The sequence below is a fragment of the Streptomyces sp. TLI_185 genome (genome assembly GCF_003814765.1).
Taxonomy (GTDB): domain Bacteria; phylum Actinomycetota; class Actinomycetes; order Streptomycetales; family Streptomycetaceae; genus Streptomyces.
Genome location: NZ_RKRB01000001.1, coordinates 4804893 through 4819179, shown reverse-complemented (window position 1 = coordinate 4819179; position 14287 = coordinate 4804893). Strand labels below are relative to the sequence as shown.

At 69.5% G+C, this 14287-nt stretch carries 16 protein-coding genes; 7 read left to right on the top strand and 9 right to left on the bottom strand.

Features of this window, described 5'->3' with window-relative positions:
• Positions 1–227 precede the first annotated feature (227 nt).
• On the bottom strand, positions 228–776 hold the full coding sequence (locus EDD92_RS22070; protein ID WP_123965933.1) for a hypothetical protein: 549 nt from the start codon (positions 774–776) through the stop codon (positions 228–230).
• A 288-nt stretch (positions 777–1064) separates the two neighbouring features.
• Between EDD92_RS22070 and EDD92_RS52135 the strand changes: the two genes are divergently transcribed.
• Positions 1065–1334, top strand: a complete 270-nt coding sequence (locus EDD92_RS52135; RefSeq protein ID WP_311736773.1) for a hypothetical protein — start codon at positions 1065–1067, stop codon at positions 1332–1334.
• Here the strand turns inward: EDD92_RS52135 and EDD92_RS22060 are convergent.
• The 3 genes from EDD92_RS22060 to EDD92_RS22050 form a co-directional block, all read right to left on the bottom strand.
• The gene (locus tag EDD92_RS22060; RefSeq protein ID WP_123965931.1) at positions 1313–1915 is read right to left on the bottom strand and encodes a Uma2 family endonuclease; all 603 of its coding nucleotides are present in this window, start codon (positions 1913–1915) and stop codon (positions 1313–1315) included. The two genes, EDD92_RS52135 and EDD92_RS22060, sit on opposite strands and share 22 nt — an antisense overlap.
• Before the next feature lie 49 nt (positions 1916–1964).
• On the bottom strand, positions 1965–2816 hold the full coding sequence (locus EDD92_RS22055) for a helix-turn-helix domain-containing protein (protein ID WP_123970484.1): 852 nt from the start codon (positions 2814–2816) through the stop codon (positions 1965–1967).
• Positions 2817–3044: 228 nt separating this feature from the next.
• A complete protein-coding gene (locus EDD92_RS22050) occupies positions 3045–3509 on the bottom strand; it encodes an ATP-binding protein (protein WP_123965930.1) in 465 nt (154 codons plus the stop codon).
• A 154-nt stretch (positions 3510–3663) separates the two neighbouring features.
• On the opposite strand from EDD92_RS22050, the gene EDD92_RS22045 reads away from it, so the two are divergent.
• On the top strand, positions 3664–4542 hold the full coding sequence (locus tag EDD92_RS22045; protein WP_123965929.1) for a helix-turn-helix transcriptional regulator: 879 nt from the start codon (positions 3664–3666) through the stop codon (positions 4540–4542).
• Positions 4539–4748: a DUF397 domain-containing protein gene (locus EDD92_RS22040; protein WP_123965928.1), complete on the top strand. Its 210-nt coding sequence runs from the start codon at positions 4539–4541 to the stop codon at positions 4746–4748. Before EDD92_RS22045 ends, EDD92_RS22040 begins: the two co-directional genes overlap by 4 nt.
• Positions 4749–4813: 65 nt before the next feature.
• Here EDD92_RS22040 and EDD92_RS22035 read toward each other — a convergent pair whose 3' ends face one another.
• Positions 4814–5389, bottom strand: a complete 576-nt coding sequence (locus EDD92_RS22035) for a TerD family protein (RefSeq protein ID WP_123965927.1) — start codon at positions 5387–5389, stop codon at positions 4814–4816.
• 173 nt (positions 5390–5562) lie between these two features.
• Between EDD92_RS22035 and arfB the strand changes: the two genes are divergently transcribed.
• Together arfB and EDD92_RS22025 are read left to right on the top strand one after the other, a co-directional pair.
• Positions 5563–6000, top strand: a complete 438-nt coding sequence (arfB, locus tag EDD92_RS22030) for an alternative ribosome rescue aminoacyl-tRNA hydrolase ArfB (RefSeq protein ID WP_123970483.1) — start codon at positions 5563–5565, stop codon at positions 5998–6000.
• Between the two features lie 131 nt (positions 6001–6131).
• The gene (locus EDD92_RS22025) at positions 6132–7004 is read left to right on the top strand and encodes a sigma-70 family RNA polymerase sigma factor (protein ID WP_123970482.1); all 873 of its coding nucleotides are present in this window, start codon (positions 6132–6134) and stop codon (positions 7002–7004) included.
• Between the two features lie 363 nt (positions 7005–7367).
• Here EDD92_RS22025 and EDD92_RS22020 read toward each other — a convergent pair whose 3' ends face one another.
• Positions 7368–7952, bottom strand: a complete 585-nt coding sequence (locus EDD92_RS22020; protein ID WP_123965926.1) for a flavin reductase family protein — start codon at positions 7950–7952, stop codon at positions 7368–7370.
• 305 nt (positions 7953–8257) lie between these two features.
• Between EDD92_RS22020 and cdgB the strand changes: the two genes are divergently transcribed.
• A complete protein-coding gene (gene cdgB, locus EDD92_RS22015; protein ID WP_123965925.1) occupies positions 8258–9913 on the top strand; it encodes a diguanylate cyclase CdgB in 1656 nt (551 codons plus the stop codon).
• A 133-nt stretch (positions 9914–10046) separates the two neighbouring features.
• Positions 10047–10985 (top strand): CBM35 domain-containing protein, encoded by a 939-nt coding sequence (locus EDD92_RS22010; RefSeq protein WP_123965924.1) that lies wholly within the window; start codon positions 10047–10049, stop codon positions 10983–10985.
• A 26-nt stretch (positions 10986–11011) separates the two neighbouring features.
• Here the strand turns inward: EDD92_RS22010 and EDD92_RS22005 are convergent, their stop codons facing one another.
• The 3 genes from EDD92_RS22005 to EDD92_RS21995 form a co-directional block, all read right to left on the bottom strand.
• Positions 11012–11929, bottom strand: a complete 918-nt coding sequence (locus tag EDD92_RS22005) for a 1-phosphofructokinase family hexose kinase (protein WP_123965923.1) — start codon at positions 11927–11929, stop codon at positions 11012–11014.
• A 101-nt stretch (positions 11930–12030) separates the two neighbouring features.
• Positions 12031–13242: an N-acetylglucosamine-6-phosphate deacetylase gene (nagA, locus tag EDD92_RS22000; protein WP_123965922.1), complete on the bottom strand. Its 1212-nt coding sequence runs from the start codon at positions 13240–13242 to the stop codon at positions 12031–12033.
• A complete protein-coding gene (locus EDD92_RS21995) occupies positions 13242–14183 on the bottom strand; it encodes an ROK family protein (RefSeq protein ID WP_123965921.1) in 942 nt (313 codons plus the stop codon). Before EDD92_RS21995 ends, nagA begins: the two co-directional genes overlap by 1 nt.
• Between the last annotated feature and the right edge of the window lie 104 nt (positions 14184–14287).

Below are 14287 nucleotides of genomic sequence, written 5' to 3'. Positions count from 1 at the left end.
TCGGGCCGGCCTCATGGTGGAGGCACAGACGTGACATAGACGTGGCACAGGTGGGGCACAGAGTTGCGGCGAGCGAGGAGAGGGTGACACCCGAAACGGCCTGTTTGACAGGCCGCCGTCAAGACTTTACGTGTTTGTATCCGAAAGCCGTTGCTGGGGATCCGTTATGCGGACGGGTGGGATCGGGTCAACTCCATGTTCGGTAAGCGCAGTTGAGGGTCAGATCGTCACACCCGGCGTTCAAGATCGGCCCGCATCGCCGCCCGCGCCGCCCAGACGGCCTGGCCGTGCTTGAGTCGTTGCTCCTGGAACTCGGGGGAGTCGAGAGCTGGGGCACCGGAGGCGAAGATTTCCTGCAACTCGCGCAGCGTGCCGTAGACGTCCTCCAGGATGTCCGCCATCTCCTGCGGCGCGCAGATCAGGGCTGATTCGCGGACCTCGTCGCAGCCCGATGTCCGGAACGCCTCCCGTACGGCTGCGTCCAGGGTGTCCTGTCCCTGTTGGGCGAGTGCGGTTGCGTGCATCGCTTCGTACGCCAGCCGGTACTTCGTCAGGCAGGTCACGTAGATGTCCCTGCGTTCCTGACGGCCGCGTTCCGTCGCGTCGCGGCGCCAGCGTGCGCGGTCTGCGAGCAGGGTCGAGCCGACGCCGATGAGCGCGCCGAGTCCGGTGCCTGCCAAGGTCGTCCAGTCCACCTCGGCATAGTGCATGGGCGGGTTGCCGCTCATGCGGGCGGGGTGCGGAGATCGTTCCGCAATACGCGCGGCGGCGAGCATGGGACGACGGTATCCGCAGCATGCGCTGACCTTTGGGAAGATTTCCCGGTAGCCACACCACGATTCCGGGGACGGAAGACGATGACGACACCGCCGCAGCCGCCGTACGGCAGTCAGCCCCAGTACGGTCAGCAGCCACCGCCCCCGCCACCGCACCCACCCGCCGCGGCGCCGGCCGGCTTCGGCCCGCCGCCACCGCAGTACGCCGCCCCGATTCCGGGCGCAGGCGCGTATGCCCCGACTCCGGCTCCGGCGCCACCTCAACCGGCTGCCGAGGGACCGGAGTTCATGGCAGTCGACGTCCACAACTCGATCGTGGTCGACATCGCGGGCGTCGCCTTCGAGGATCACGGTGCGGCCATCGAGTTCTCCTGGCAGGAGATCGGCAGCATCCACTACAAGGCGAGCCCGAACGGCAAGGCGCTGATGGTGGCGGTGGTCCTGCCGAGCGGCCAGTTCTACGAGTGCGTGGTCCAGGCGAAGCCGAGGGCGCAGCTGGGGGAGTGGTTTGCGCAGTTGGCAGCGGTGCTGGGTTATTACCGGCCGATGGGCTGGTAGTGCGGCAGGTCGTCCGTGGAGATCGTCCAGTCGCCGATGGTGACGTCCTCGCCGTAGACGAAGTCCTTGCGGTTGGCGTAGCGGGGGCCGTCGGGGGTGGTGTGGATGTCGGTGAGGACGGCGCCGGTGGCGGTGCGGGGGTCGAAGATCGCGTAGATGGGGATGCCCATCAGGGGATAGTCGCGGACCTTGTCCGCCCAGTCGTTGTCCGGGTTGGAGTTCGAGACGATCTCGATGGCGGCGACGAGGGTGCGGGGGTCGAATGTGCCGTCGCCCTCCATGTCCGCTTCGGCGATCACCATCACGTCGGGACGGCGCAGGATTCCTTCGGACTCGTCCTCGACGTCGGGTTCACCCGTGTGGGCCACGATCTCTTCCGGCATCACCTTCTCCAGGCGCTTCCGGACACGCAGCACGGTCAGCTCGTGCTGCTTCACGGGCGACATCATGTCGTGGACGATCCCTTCCTTGGAGATCTCGAACTTCCCCGGGAGGGAGTCGTCCATCGACTGAACGAAATCCCGCATGGTCCGGTACAGGTGGGAGGCGCCCTGCTGCGCGTTGTCCGGGGCGATGGTCATGGCGCTCGCTCCTCGTCTGTGCCCAGGGGCAAGGATCGTCACGTTCATGCTAGGCGGCCTCCGGAAGATCGCGTCGGCAGTCGAGGCAGCGGCCGGGTTCTGGTGCGCGAAACGCGCGGTCGCAGCCGTCACAGTTCTGTAGTGGGTGGCGGTCGGCAAACGGTGACGCGGGCGCCCGGAAGGGTGGCAGGGGCGGCAGCTGGGCGGTCAGGCGGTGGGCCAGGAGGGCGGCCGGGCGGCACAGGGGCTGCGGCGGGAGGTTTGTGGTCAGGGCTTCTCGTAGGGCCGTGGGTGTCACGTCCCGTTCCAGCCAGGCCGCGACGCCGGGGGCCAGGTGCGCCGCGTCGCGTTCGCTGAGCAGCAGGCGGCGGTCGTGGTGGTGGAGGTCCGCTAGGAGGTCGGTGGCCTGCTGGATGAGGGTGGGGGAGGGGTAGGACGGGCGCGGTACCGGGGGGAGGGGCTTGGGCGGGGTCTTCTTCGGACGCCTGGTCTTGGCGGGGCGCGGAGGGTGGTCGTCCCTGCGGTGTCCCGGCTGGTTGCAGGAGGTCGTGCGGGTGATGATGCGGCCGCTGGGGAGGCGTTCGCGTTCGCGGCGCAGATAGCCGTGGATTTCCAGTTCGCGCAGGGCGGCGGCGATACGGGTCCTGCCCTCGGGGAAGCGGGCGGCGAGGGTCTTGATGTCGACGCAGGACCGGGCCGGGAGGGACTGGATGTAGACGGCCAGTCCGATGGCGAGGCCCGACAGCGAGGGGTGCTGGGCGAGGTGGTTGCCAATCACCGTGAAGCGGGTGGTGTGGCGGGTGTTGTCGTGGACGAGGCCGCCGCCGCTCGCGTGGGGATGGTTTTTGCCCGCGGTACGGGACTGGGCGCGCGTGGACGCGCTAGGGTTTTGGGTGTCCATCGGGAAGCTGTTCTCTTCCTTGGTGGTCAGGCCCTCGCACTGGGATGCCAGTCCCTGCGAGGGCCGTTGCATGTCTGGTGCAGGTGCACGCTGCATGTCTTCGGTTGTGTTGCGGCGAGCGTAGGGCAAGCAACCGGGCCGAAATCCAGCTGAGTTGGCGATGTTCACCCAGGCGGGTGAGGGGCGCGTCGGCGGCGGGAGGAGAGGTGGGGCTTGGTATGGGTCCTTTCACCATCGTGGTTCTTGGGGGAGACGGCCCGTGTCACCGGAGTACGGGTTTCTGACGTCCGGCGGGAGACCGATTTCGGCCCACACCGTCTTGCGCGGCGGCAGGCCCGGCGCGACACCCCACTTGTCGGCGAGCGCGTCCACGAGCACGAGACCGCGGCCTGACTCGGCGTCGAGGGCCGGGAGTTGGGCGTGGGGGACGCGGTCACCTCGCGTGTCCGTCACCTCGATGCGGAGGGTGTCGCCGACGACGTAGAGCGTGAGGCGGAAGTCGCGCCCCGGGACGCGGCCGTGCGTGGCCGCGTTCGCCGCCAGCTCCGCCACGATGTGCTCCGCCGGGTCCAACGGGAGTTCCCAAGTGCGCAGTTGCTCCGTGGCCAGCAGGCGGGCAAGGCGGGCGCCGCGTGGGGTGGAGGAGAGCTGAGCGCTGAAGTTGCGGACGCGGGTGGCGGTTTCTTGATTCACATCACTCAGCGTGGCCGCCTGTGCTTACCGTGAACAGTGACGATCCCGTTGCGTACGGTGACTGTCCGGAGGTTGTCCGGTGGTGTCCGGGCTGTCGAGACCGGCCGTACGGGTAAGGGCGTCGCGGCACGGTCGTACGACGGAGGGGTGCGGGATGTCGGTGGACGAGGCGGACACGGCACGGCTCAAGACCGAGGCAGACGAGCCGGGTTGGGAGGTGGACCCGGACGACGAGTGGGGCGTGGCCGTCATTGCAACCGTCGGGCGGCAGCTGAAGCTGCGGCGGGAGGCCGTGGGGATGCGGGCCGCCGAGTTTGGGGAGGCGGTCGGCTACGGCGAGGACTTGGTGTACAAGATCGAGGGCGGGAAGCGGATTCCTCGGCAGGAGTACCTGTACAAGGCCGACGAGGTCCTGGGGGCGGACGGGCTCATTGCGGCGACGTGGGAGGACGTGAAGACGGTCCGGTATCCGAAGCGGGTTCGGGAGCTGGGCAAGTTGGAGGCGATGGCTGTTGAGATCGGTGTGTACGAGTGCAACAGCATCAACGGCTTGTTGCAGACGCCGGATCATGCAAGGGCTGTGATCTCTGCAGCCCAGCCGCCCTACTCGCCGGACGACGTGGAACGCATGGTGGCTGCTCGCTTGGCTCGACGATCGGTCTTCGAACGCGATCCGGCCCCGTCCATCCACTTCGTGCTGGAAGAGGCCGCACTGCGCCGTCCCATCGGAGGCACAATGGTGTGGCGAGGGCAGCTCGAACATCTCCTGGAGGTGGGGCGGCTGCACAACGTTGTGCTTCAGGTGATGCCGTTGAACTCCGCGGTCCACTCCGGTCTGGACGGAAGGATCGAGGTACTGAAGTTCCCTGACGGTACGGCGGTGGGGCGCTCCGACGGCGCGTTCAACGGCCGTCCGACATCGGACCCGAAGCAGCTGCGCGTCCTTGAACTGCGGTATGGCACCATCCGGGCGCAGGCTCTCTCACCGGGGGAGTCACTGACCCTCATCGAGCAACTGCTGGGAGAAACATGATCCGCAAGTCCGCTGCCGGGGAACTCTCCGAACTGGCGTGGTTCAAGAGCAGCTACAGCAGCGGCAATGACGGCAACTCCTGCGTCGAGATCGCCACCACCCCCGGCACCGTCCACGTCCGCGACTCCAAGAACACCACCGGCCCCCGCCTTGCCTTCGCCCCCTCCGCTTGGACGGCCTTCGTGCCGTACGCCTCCGCGAACTGACCGAACGCCGGAGCCCCCGGCCGCAGCAAACCGCAGCCAGGGGCTCCCGCTCAGTGCAGCGTGTGTCAGACGTTCACGCCGAAGTCCTGCGCGATGCCCACCAGGCCCGAGGCGTAGCCCTGGCCCACCGCGCGGAACTTCCACTCCGCGCCGTTGCGGTACAGCTCGCCGAAGACCATGGCCGTCTCCGTGGCCGCGTCCTCCGACAGGTCGTAGCGGGCGATCTCGGCGCCGCCGGCCTGGTTGAGGATGCGGATGTAGGCGTTGCGGACCTGGCCGAAGTTCTGCGAGCGGTTCTCCGCGTCGTAGATGGAAACCGGGAAGACGATCTTGTCGATGTCGGCCGGGAGGCCCGCCAGGTTGACGTTGATCGCCTCGTCGTCGCCCTCGCCCTCGCCGGTGCGGTTGTCACCGGTGTGGACGATGGTGTTGTCCGGGGTCTGCTTGTTGTTGAAGAAGACGAAGTGGGCGTCCGAGAAGACCTTGCCCTGAGTGTTGACCGCGATCGCGGAGGCGTCGAGGTCGAAGTCCGTGCCGGTGGTGGTGCGGACGTCCCAGCCGAGGCCCACGGTGACGGCGGTCAGGCCCGGAGCCTCCTTGGTGAGCGAGACGTTGCCACCCTTGGACAGGCTTACAGCCATGGTTGGGAGTCCTTTCCCTCGTTTGCGTACGGCGGTACGACGTACGGGCTTGAAGCTACAGCTACCCCTACCAACGCCAAGAGGGGCACCGAAGGTTCCACGTGTCTTTACTTTCTTTACCGAACTTCGGGTGAACGATATTCGCGTGACGTGTGCCGGTCAGCCGCGAGACCATGGTGGGCATGTCCGGTCCCTACCTCATCCGCGGCTCCGTCTCGCTCCCCGAGGCCGAGCTCAGCTGGCGTTTCTCGCGGTCGTCGGGGCCCGGCGGACAGCATGTCAACACCAGTGACTCACAGGTGGAGCTGCGCTTCGACCTGGCGAGGACCGAAGCCCTGCCCGAGGTGTGGAAGCAGCGGGCGCTGGAGCGGCTGGCCGGCCGGCTCGTCGACGGGGTCGTGGTCGTCCGTGCCTCCGAGCACCGGTCCCAGTGGCGTAATCGCGAGACCGCCGCCGTACGTCTTGCCGCCCTTCTCGCCGAGGCCACCGCGCCGCCGCCCAAGCCGCGCCGGGCGACCCGGATTCCCCGGGGGATCAATGAGCGGCGGCTGCGGGAGAAGAAGCAGCGTTCCGATACGAAGCGGGGGCGGTCCGGTCGGGACTGGTCGTAACACGTCGTAAGACCCGGGAAAGCGTTCGTAGAACGTCCTTTGTCACATCGCCCGCGTCCCGTCCGTCAAGTCACTGACAGCCAAGTGGCAGTGACAGTGACTTGACGGACGGGAGTGCGGGAGCTGTGGCGATGAACGAGAGCGAATTTCCGTTGGACGGCGAATTTCTTGCCCGGCGTTTCGAATCGCACCGGTCTCATCTGCGGGCCGTCGCCTACCGAATGCTCGGTTCCAGCGCCGAGGCAGATGACGCGGTACAAGAGGCGTGGTTCCGGCTGAGCCGCAGCGACACCCGGCGGGTGGACAACCTCGGGGGCTGGCTCACGACGGTGGTCGGGCGGGTCTGTCTGGACATGCTGCGCTCCCGCAAATCGCGAGCGGAGGAACCGCTGGAGAGCGGTACGGCCACCGCGCGCGTGGCGGATGCCTTCGCCGCCGACCCGGAGCAGGACGCGCTGCTTGCCGACTCCGTGGGCGTCGCGCTGCTCGTCGTACTCGAGACGTTGACGCCTGCCGAGCGGCTGGCGTTCGTGCTGCACGATCTGTTCGCGGTGTCGTACGAGGAGGTCGGGGACATCGTGGGGCGGAGCCCTGTGGCGGCGCGGCAGTTGGCCAGTCGGGCGCGGCGTCGGGTGCAGGGTGCTGAGGCTCACGATGCCGATCTGGTGCGGCAGCGGGAGGTCGTGGACGCGTTTCTGGCGGCGGCGCGGGAGGGGGACTTCGAGGCGCTGGTCGAGCTGCTGGATCCGGATGTGGTTGCGCGCACGGAGGTCGGTGTGACCACGGGGGCGGAGGCCGTCGCCAAGGGGGCGTCGAGCTTCCGGCACATCGCGGCCGTGTCGCGGCCTGCACTGGTCGACGGTGTCACGGGGCTCGCCGTGTTCATCGACGGGCGGCTGGACCGGACGCTGGCCTTCACCTTTGTGGGGGACCGGATCGCTGTCGTCGACATCGCGCTGGACGCTGCGCGCGTGGCGGAGCAGCGCGTCACCCTCGTGGACTAGGGCGGCCCGGGGCGGGTCCAGCACGCCCACCGTGTGGCCCGGGACGGGTTCAGCCCCCCGCCGCCCCTACCCGTCCCCTCACCAGGGGCTCTGCCCCTTCGACCCCGCCAGGGGCTCCGCCCCTGCACCCCGTTTCGGGGCTCCGCCCCGGACCCCGTCGGCCTGAACGGCCTCGTCCTCAAACGCCGGACGGGCTGAAAGATGCGGGCCGGGGTCCAGAGGGCGGGCCCCTGCGGGTGGCGTCGGCCTTCGAGCGGGCTGAAAGTGCGGGCCTCGGGGGTCGGCCGGGTCGGACTTGAGCGCCCAGGCGCGCCCCACGCGTGCGTGCCGAAGAGTGCGCAGCTCACCCCGGCTGTTCCGCGCTCACCCCAACTGCCGATACCGCCCCCGGAAATACGCCAGCGGCCCCCCGTCCGCGCTCGGGACCCCCGCCGTCAGCACCCGGCCGATCACCAGCGTGTGGTCACCGGCCCGTACCCGTTGTTCCGTGCGGCACTCCAGGGTGGCCAGGGCGCCGCCGACCAGGGGGGCGCCGGTGGCCTCGCCGCGGACGTACGGGATGTCCTCGAAGAGCAGGCGGTCGCTGATGCGGCCCTTCATGGCGAAGCGGCCGGCGATGTGGCGCTGGCTCTCGGAGAGGACCGAGACCCCCCACAGGGGCTGCTCGTCGAGCAGGTCGTCCATGCGGGAGCCCTCGCGCAGGCTGACCAGGACCAGGGGCGGGTCGAGGGAGACGGACATGAAGGCCGTCGCCGTCATGCCGACGTCCTCGCCGCCCGGTGCCGTCGGGTCGTCCGGGTCGAGCGGCGGCTCCTGCGCGGTCACCAGGACCACACCGGCGGCCAGCCGGGACATGGCGGCACGGAACTCCTCGTTGCTCACCCCCTCAGCATGCCCGGAGGCGGGCGGGGCAGTGATCGGGAACGTGGCAGCAGGAGTGTTCGGCACGCCCGAGACGCTAGTGTCCGGCCTGCATTGACCGCATCGGGCCCCAGGCCGATACCGGACCTGGAACGACCTAGGACCACCGACGGAGTTCGCCGACGGGGCGGTTGACTAAATGCCCAGCGAAAAGACAGAAACTCCACTCAATTGTTCATCTTTGGTAGTGACTTGAGTCACAAGAGCCATTAATTGTTGACCCTGTGTACCGAGTGGGCAGCGCGCTGTGATTCAGTGGCTGGGAAGCTGCCAATGACGATACGCCGATGAGAACCCTTGATTCGCTGCGAGGTCTCGGGGGGAGGGCGAGCATGGAGACCGAGTCGGAGCCGTACGTCCGTCTTGCGACCCTGCGACAACTTCACCAGGTCATGGCTGACATGAACACGGCCCGAAGCCTGGCGGACACACTGCAGACCGTCGCCGACGGAGTGGTCAACGGCCTCGGGTACGAACTGGCGTGCGTCAATCTCGTACGTCCGGACGGAGATCTCGTCGTCGCCGCCTTCGCCGGAAACCCGGCGGCCGAGGCGCTCATCACGGGCCGTGTCGGCTCCCGCGAGTCCTGGGAGCGCCGCCTGAGCATGGGCGAGCACTGGGGCGACCTGGTGTTCATACCGCACACCGAGGGCTGGATCCTCGACGACGACGACGTCCCGCAGTGGTACACCGACGGCCCCGCGCCCCGCTTCGAGGACGAGTGGCATCCCTCGGACCGGCTGTTCGCGCCCATGTACACGCCTGCCGCGCCCGGCGGCAGCTGCGGTGAGCTGATCGGCGTCCTGTCCGTGGACCGTCCGCGCAACGGCCGGCTGCCGGGCGCATGGGGTCGCGAAGCGCTCCAGATGTATGCGTTCCAGGCCGCCATCGCAATCAGCAACGCGCGTCTACGTGCGAATATGCAGCGGGCACTGGTCAGGCTCGAAAGGGATCAGCAGGCCCTGCGGGCAAGTGAGGAAAGCTTCAGGCAGGCCTTCGAGTACGCCCCCTCCGGCATGGCGATAGCCGAGATGGGCGGCGACCAGCACGGCCGGATCCTGCGGACCAACGACGCGCTGTGCCGTCTGCTCGGCCGCCCCGCCTCCGCGATGCGCCGCTACGCCTTCTCCGACCTCGTCCACCCCGAGGACATCGGCACCCTGCTCAGGACGTCCGCCGAGGGCGGTCGGGCGGAGCTCCGGCTCGGCCGCCGTGACGGCACGTACGTCTGGGTCAGCCTGCGCAACTCGGTCGTCGCGGACGCCGCCGACGGGCCCCGCTTCCTGCTCACCCACGTCGAGGACATAGAGGATCGCAAGCGCCGCGAGCTGCAGCTCGCCCACCGCGCCTCCCACGACTCGCTCACCGGCCTGCCGAACTCCGCCGAGCTGCGCTCCCGCCTCTCCTCCCGCCTCTGTCAGCGCGCCGACCACCCCGCCCTGGAGTCCCTGGACGCGGCCTACGGCCATCCCGTCTACGACGCCGGCGGCCACGGCTTCGACTTCCGGCCGGGCGGTGCCGTCGAGGTCTTCGACGGCTACGACCACCATGTGCACACCGCCGCCCCCGCGACCGATCACGACGACGGCACCAAGGGGCTCGCGGTCCTCTTCTGCGACCTCGACGGCTTCAAGTCGATCAACGACCGGTTCGGGCACAACGCGGGTGACGCGGTTCTCATCGAGGTCGCCCGGCGGCTGTCACGGGCCGTGCGAGACGGCGACACGGTCGCGCGGCTCGGCGGCGACGAGTTCGTGATCCTCGCGGACGGACTGGGTCGGGCCGACGCCCAGGACCTGGCCGTACGCCTGCGCAACGAGATCATCCAGCCGATCCGGGCCGAGGGGCGCGCCGTGCGGGTGGGGGCCAGCTTCGGCATCGGATGGGCGCACTGCGGCATGACTGCGGACGAAGTGTTGAAGTCCGCCGACGAGCGGATGTACGTAGAGAAACGATCTCGTCCCAAACAGCACAGACGCGCGGGCTGATCTCCAGGTCAGGGGCCGGGTCTGCGGACCGATGCGATCCGAGTCACCCGTTTGGGGCAGCGGAAGCGGGTAGGCTCGCCATTCTGACCCCACGTATCGCGTTCGACCCGCACCGCTGAGGAGTACCACGGAGATGACGTCCGGCAACAACGGCGCCAGCACGCCCGAGGACGACGACCCGTTCGGCTACCTCTATGCCGACGGGCAGGCCAACGGAGCGCAGCCGCCGTCCGGTGGCGGCGGCTACGGCTACCCCGGCTCCGTCAACCGCGTGCGAGCCGTCGGCCAGCGCCAGTACGGCCAGCCGGCCCAGGCCCAGCAGACGGCCGCCTACGGCCAGGTCCCGCAGCAGCAGGGCACGTACGGCCAGCCGAACGCCCACTACGCGGCGCCGGAGACGCAGCCGGGCGGCGGCGTCCCCACGGCCCTGCAGCAGCCGGCGTACGGCGGTGGTGGTGGTCGCCGTGGTCCCAACACCAAGGGGCTGCTGATCGGCGCGGTCGCGGTGGTCGCCGCGGTCGTGATCGGCATCGGCGTGGCGATGATGAACGGCAACTCCAACGACGACAAGGCGAACGGCGGTTCCTCCAGCACGCCGTCCACCGCCCAGAGCTCGAAGCCGAGCCAGTCGGCGAGCAGCAGCGCGTCGGCGGAACTGCCGAAGTCGGATGCGAAGGACCTCACCCTCGGCCCTGGCCTGAGCACGGCATCGGATGTCAAGGGAGCGAAGGCAGCCGGCGGTGTCTACGTGACCGGCTTCAACACTGTTGGTGCCACGGTCACGTGGAGTGTCAGCGACATTCAGAAGGCCGGTTCCTACCGTCTGTACGTGGGTTACGACATTCCCGGTGTGGACGCCAACGCGACGCTCTCGGTCAACGGCAAGGCCAACACCCAGCCGCTGGGCATGAAGAACTTCACCCACATGCCGCAGGGCGACTGGGAGAAGGGCTGGCAGTCCACCTGGGCTCCAGTGACGTTGACCAAGGGCAACAACACACTGGAGATCTCCTGCGGCCAGGGGAACCAGTGCAATGCCTTCCTAGATCAAGTGTGGCTCACGAAGGCCTGAAAAGGGTCACAGACCCGGCACACCGTTCACGCGGCCGTCACCGAGACTGGCGCCAGGAGTTTTTCGTAGGCCGCGCGGTCGAACTCCCCCGCCACCGGCGCCAGCACAGTCGCCGCCGACAGGGCCACCGCGCGTGCCAGGCGGTCCGGCCATGGGAGTTGGTCCGCCAGGCCCGACAGCAGGCCCGCCACCGCCGAGTCCCCCGCGCCCGTCGGGTTGCCGTGGATGCGGGCCGGTGGGGTGGCGCGCCAGCGGCCCTCGGGGGTGACCGCCAGGAGGCCCTCCGTGCCGAGGGACGCGACGACCGAGCGGGCGCCCCGGCGGCGGGCGTCCTGGGCGCTGCGCAGGGGCTCGTGGGAGCCGGTGAGTTCGGCCAGTTCCTCGGCGTTCGGTTTGACGATGTCCGGGCGGGCGGCGACTCCGCGGCGCAGGGGCTCGCCGCTGGTGTCGAGGAGCACGGGCACCCCGGCCGCCTTCGCGAGCCGTATCAGGCCCGCGTACGCGCCCACCGGCACCCCGGGCGGGAGGCTGCCGCACAGGGCCACCGCGGACGCCGGTGCGAGCAGGTCCTCGTAGGCCTCCTGGAAGGCGGACCACTCGGCGGGCGTGATGGTGGGGCCCGGTTCGTTGAGCTGTGTGGTGTCGCCTGTCTGGTCGTCCACCAGCGCGATCGTGCGCCTTGTCGGGCCCGTGACCGGGACGAGGGCGTCCACCAGGCCGGGTGTGGTGGACAGGTGGTCCTGGACGGTGCGGCCCGTGGCGCCGCCCGTGAAGCCGGTGACCGTCACATCGTGGCCGAGGGCCGCGAGCACGCGCGCGACGTTCACGCCCTTGCCGCCGGGCCGTTCGGTCACCTCGGTGATCCGGTGCGAGGCGTGCGGCTTGAGCGCCGGTACGCGGTACGTGAGGTCGAGAGCGGTGTTCAGCGTGACCGTGAGGATCACCTGGGCCGACCTCCCCCGAAGACGAATGCGGAACGCACGCCGAACGGACGGCGGTCGTCATATTTTCGCAGGACAACCGCCGCCCTCAACAGCGGGACAGATCAGCCCAGTTGGGGATCGACCACCCATTCGCCGCGGCGCATCACGCCTTTGAGGGCGAATTGATGGTCAAGAAGTACCAGGTCGGCGTCTTTTCCGGGCTCCAGGGAGCCGATCCGGTCGTACATCCCGAGCAGTCGGGCCGGGTTGGCGGAGATGGCGGTCACCACGTCCTCCACCGGCAGGCCGTCCACCGTCACCGCCCGCTGGAACGCCCGGTCCAGCGTGAGCGTCGACCCCGCGATCGAGCCGCCCTCCACCAGCCGCGCCACCCCCTCGGTGACCTCGACCTCCAGGGGGCCGAGCAGGTAGCGCCCGTCGCCGAAGCCGGCCGCGTCCATCGCGTCCGTGATGAGGGCGACCCGGGCCGCGCCGGCGTGATGGAACGCCAGCTGGAGGGCGGCCGGGTGCAGATGTGTGCCGTCGTTGATCAGCTCGACGGTGATGCGGTCGTCTTCGAGGAGGGCGGTGATCGGGCCGGGTGCCCGGTGGCCGATCTGCGGCATCGCGTTGAACAGGTGGGTCGCGACCGTGGCGCCCGCGTCGATCGCCGCCACCGTCTGCTCGTACGTCGCGTCGGTGTGCCCGATCGCCGCGATGACGCCGTGTTCGGCGAGGAGGCGTACGGAGTCGATGCCGCCGGGGAGTTCGGTGGCGAGGGTGACCATCTTGGCCTTGCCGCGCGCCGCGTCGATCAGTTTGCGCACCTCCGCCGGGTCCGGGTCGCGCAGCAGCTTCTCGGAGTGCGCGCCCTTGCGGCACGGGGAGATGAACGGGCCCTCGAAGTGGATGCCGGCGATGTCGCCCTGCTCGGCGAGCTCGCTCAGCAGGCCCGCTCGTTGGGCGAGGGAGTCCATGTCGTTGGTGACCGTCGATGCGACGAGGGTGGTCGTGCCGTGCAGGCGGTGGGTGTGGATGCCCTTGAGGACGTCCTCGACCGTGCCCGAGGTGAAGGAGGCTCCGCCGCCGCCGTGGTTGTGGATGTCTACGAAACCTGGCACCAGCCAGTGCCCGCTGACATCGACGGACTCGGCGTTCTCCGGAGCCGCGCCGGCGATGCGGGTGCCGTCGACGATGACGCGGCCGTCGTTGACCGTTCCGGTGGGGAGAACCACGTTTGCGCCGGACAGGATGAGGGGCGCTTTGCGGGCTGCGGGCTGCGGGCTGAGTGTGGCTGGTCGCGCAGTTCCCCGCGCCCCTGGGTCGACTGCCATCAGGCCGTTACCTCCGTGCCGTCAGTTGTAGTGAGGAGATCCCAGGCCATGAGCCCGGCACCGAGGCATCCGGCGCTGTCGCCCAGCGCCGCGGGGACGATGGTCGGCAGTTTCTGGAAGGTGACCCGCCCGCGGACCGCCTCCCTCAGCGGTGTGAACAAGGTTTCCCCCGCTTCCGCCAGCCCACCGCCGATGATCAGCGTGCGGGGGTCCAGCAGGGTGAGGGCCGTGACCAGGCCGTCGGCCAGGGCGTTCACCGCGTCTTGCCAGACCCGGACGGCGTTCGGGTCGCCGGACGCGACGGCCTTCGCGCAGTCCGCCGCGTCCGCGTCGGGGTCCCCGCAGGCCGCCGCCCAGGCCTCGCTGACCGCCGCCGCGGAGGCGTAGCGCTCCAGGCAGCCGACCTGACCGCACGGACAGGGGGCGCCCCCCGGCCGTACGACGATGTGGCCGATCTCGCCCGCGAAGCCGTGTGCGCCCGCCTCCACCCGGCCCGCGATGCCGATCGCGCCCGCGATACCGGTGCCGAGGGGCACGAAGAGGAAGCGGTCGGTGCCCTGTCCGGCACCGATGCGGCCCTCCGCCAGCCCGCCGGTGCGTACGTCGTGGCCGAGGGCGACCGGGATGCCCAGCCGCGTTGCGAGCAGATCGCGCAGGGGGACGTCGCGCCAGCCGAGGTTGGCCGCGTAGGTGGCGATGCCCCGGTCGGCGTCGACGATGCCGGGGACGGCGACGCCGGCGGCGGACGCGGGCACCCCGAAGTGTTCGGCGCCGTGCGCACTGAGCTCGGCGGCGAAGTCGAGGATGCTCTCGACGACCGCCTCCGGCCCGCGTTCGCGCCCGGTTGCCCGGCGGGCCTGATGCAGGAGCTCGCCGTCGGACGCGACGAGCGCGGCCTTCATCCCGGTGCCGCCCACATCCAGGGCGATGACATGTCTCACGAGGGACAGTGTGGCCCGAGGACCCGCAAGAGGTCTAGTCCACTTACGTGGTGTAGACCTATCTTGTCCACATGTTGAACAGCGAGACAGTAGGGTTGGGGTCA

Excerpts from the sequence above, each read along its gene's own strand:
- EDD92_RS22055 (WP_123970484.1), bottom strand. The coding sequence starts at position 2,816 with ATGGACACCCAAAACCCTAGCGCGTCCACGCGCGCCCAGTCCCGTACC.
- EDD92_RS22070 (WP_123965933.1), bottom strand. The coding sequence starts at position 776 with ATGCTCGCCGCCGCGCGTATTGCGGAACGATCTCCGCACCCCGCCCGC.
- EDD92_RS22010 (WP_123965924.1), top strand. The coding sequence starts at position 10,047 with ATGACGTCCGGCAACAACGGCGCCAGCACGCCCGAGGACGACGACCCG.
- cdgB (WP_123965925.1), top strand. The coding sequence starts at position 8,258 with ATGGAGACCGAGTCGGAGCCGTACGTCCGTCTTGCGACCCTGCGACAA.
- nagA (WP_123965922.1), bottom strand. The coding sequence starts at position 13,242 with ATGGCAGTCGACCCAGGGGCGCGGGGAACTGCGCGACCAGCCACACTC.
- EDD92_RS22045 (WP_123965929.1), top strand. The coding sequence starts at position 3,664 with ATGTCGGTGGACGAGGCGGACACGGCACGGCTCAAGACCGAGGCAGAC.
- EDD92_RS22035 (WP_123965927.1), bottom strand. The coding sequence starts at position 5,389 with ATGGCTGTAAGCCTGTCCAAGGGTGGCAACGTCTCGCTCACCAAGGAG.
- EDD92_RS22060 (WP_123965931.1), bottom strand. The coding sequence starts at position 1,915 with ATGACCATCGCCCCGGACAACGCGCAGCAGGGCGCCTCCCACCTGTAC.
- EDD92_RS52135 (WP_311736773.1), top strand. The coding sequence starts at position 1,065 with ATGGCAGTCGACGTCCACAACTCGATCGTGGTCGACATCGCGGGCGTC.
- arfB (WP_123970483.1), top strand. The coding sequence starts at position 5,563 with ATGGTGGGCATGTCCGGTCCCTACCTCATCCGCGGCTCCGTCTCGCTC.
- EDD92_RS22040 (WP_123965928.1), top strand. The coding sequence starts at position 4,539 with ATGATCCGCAAGTCCGCTGCCGGGGAACTCTCCGAACTGGCGTGGTTC.
- EDD92_RS22025 (WP_123970482.1), top strand. The coding sequence starts at position 6,132 with ATGAACGAGAGCGAATTTCCGTTGGACGGCGAATTTCTTGCCCGGCGT.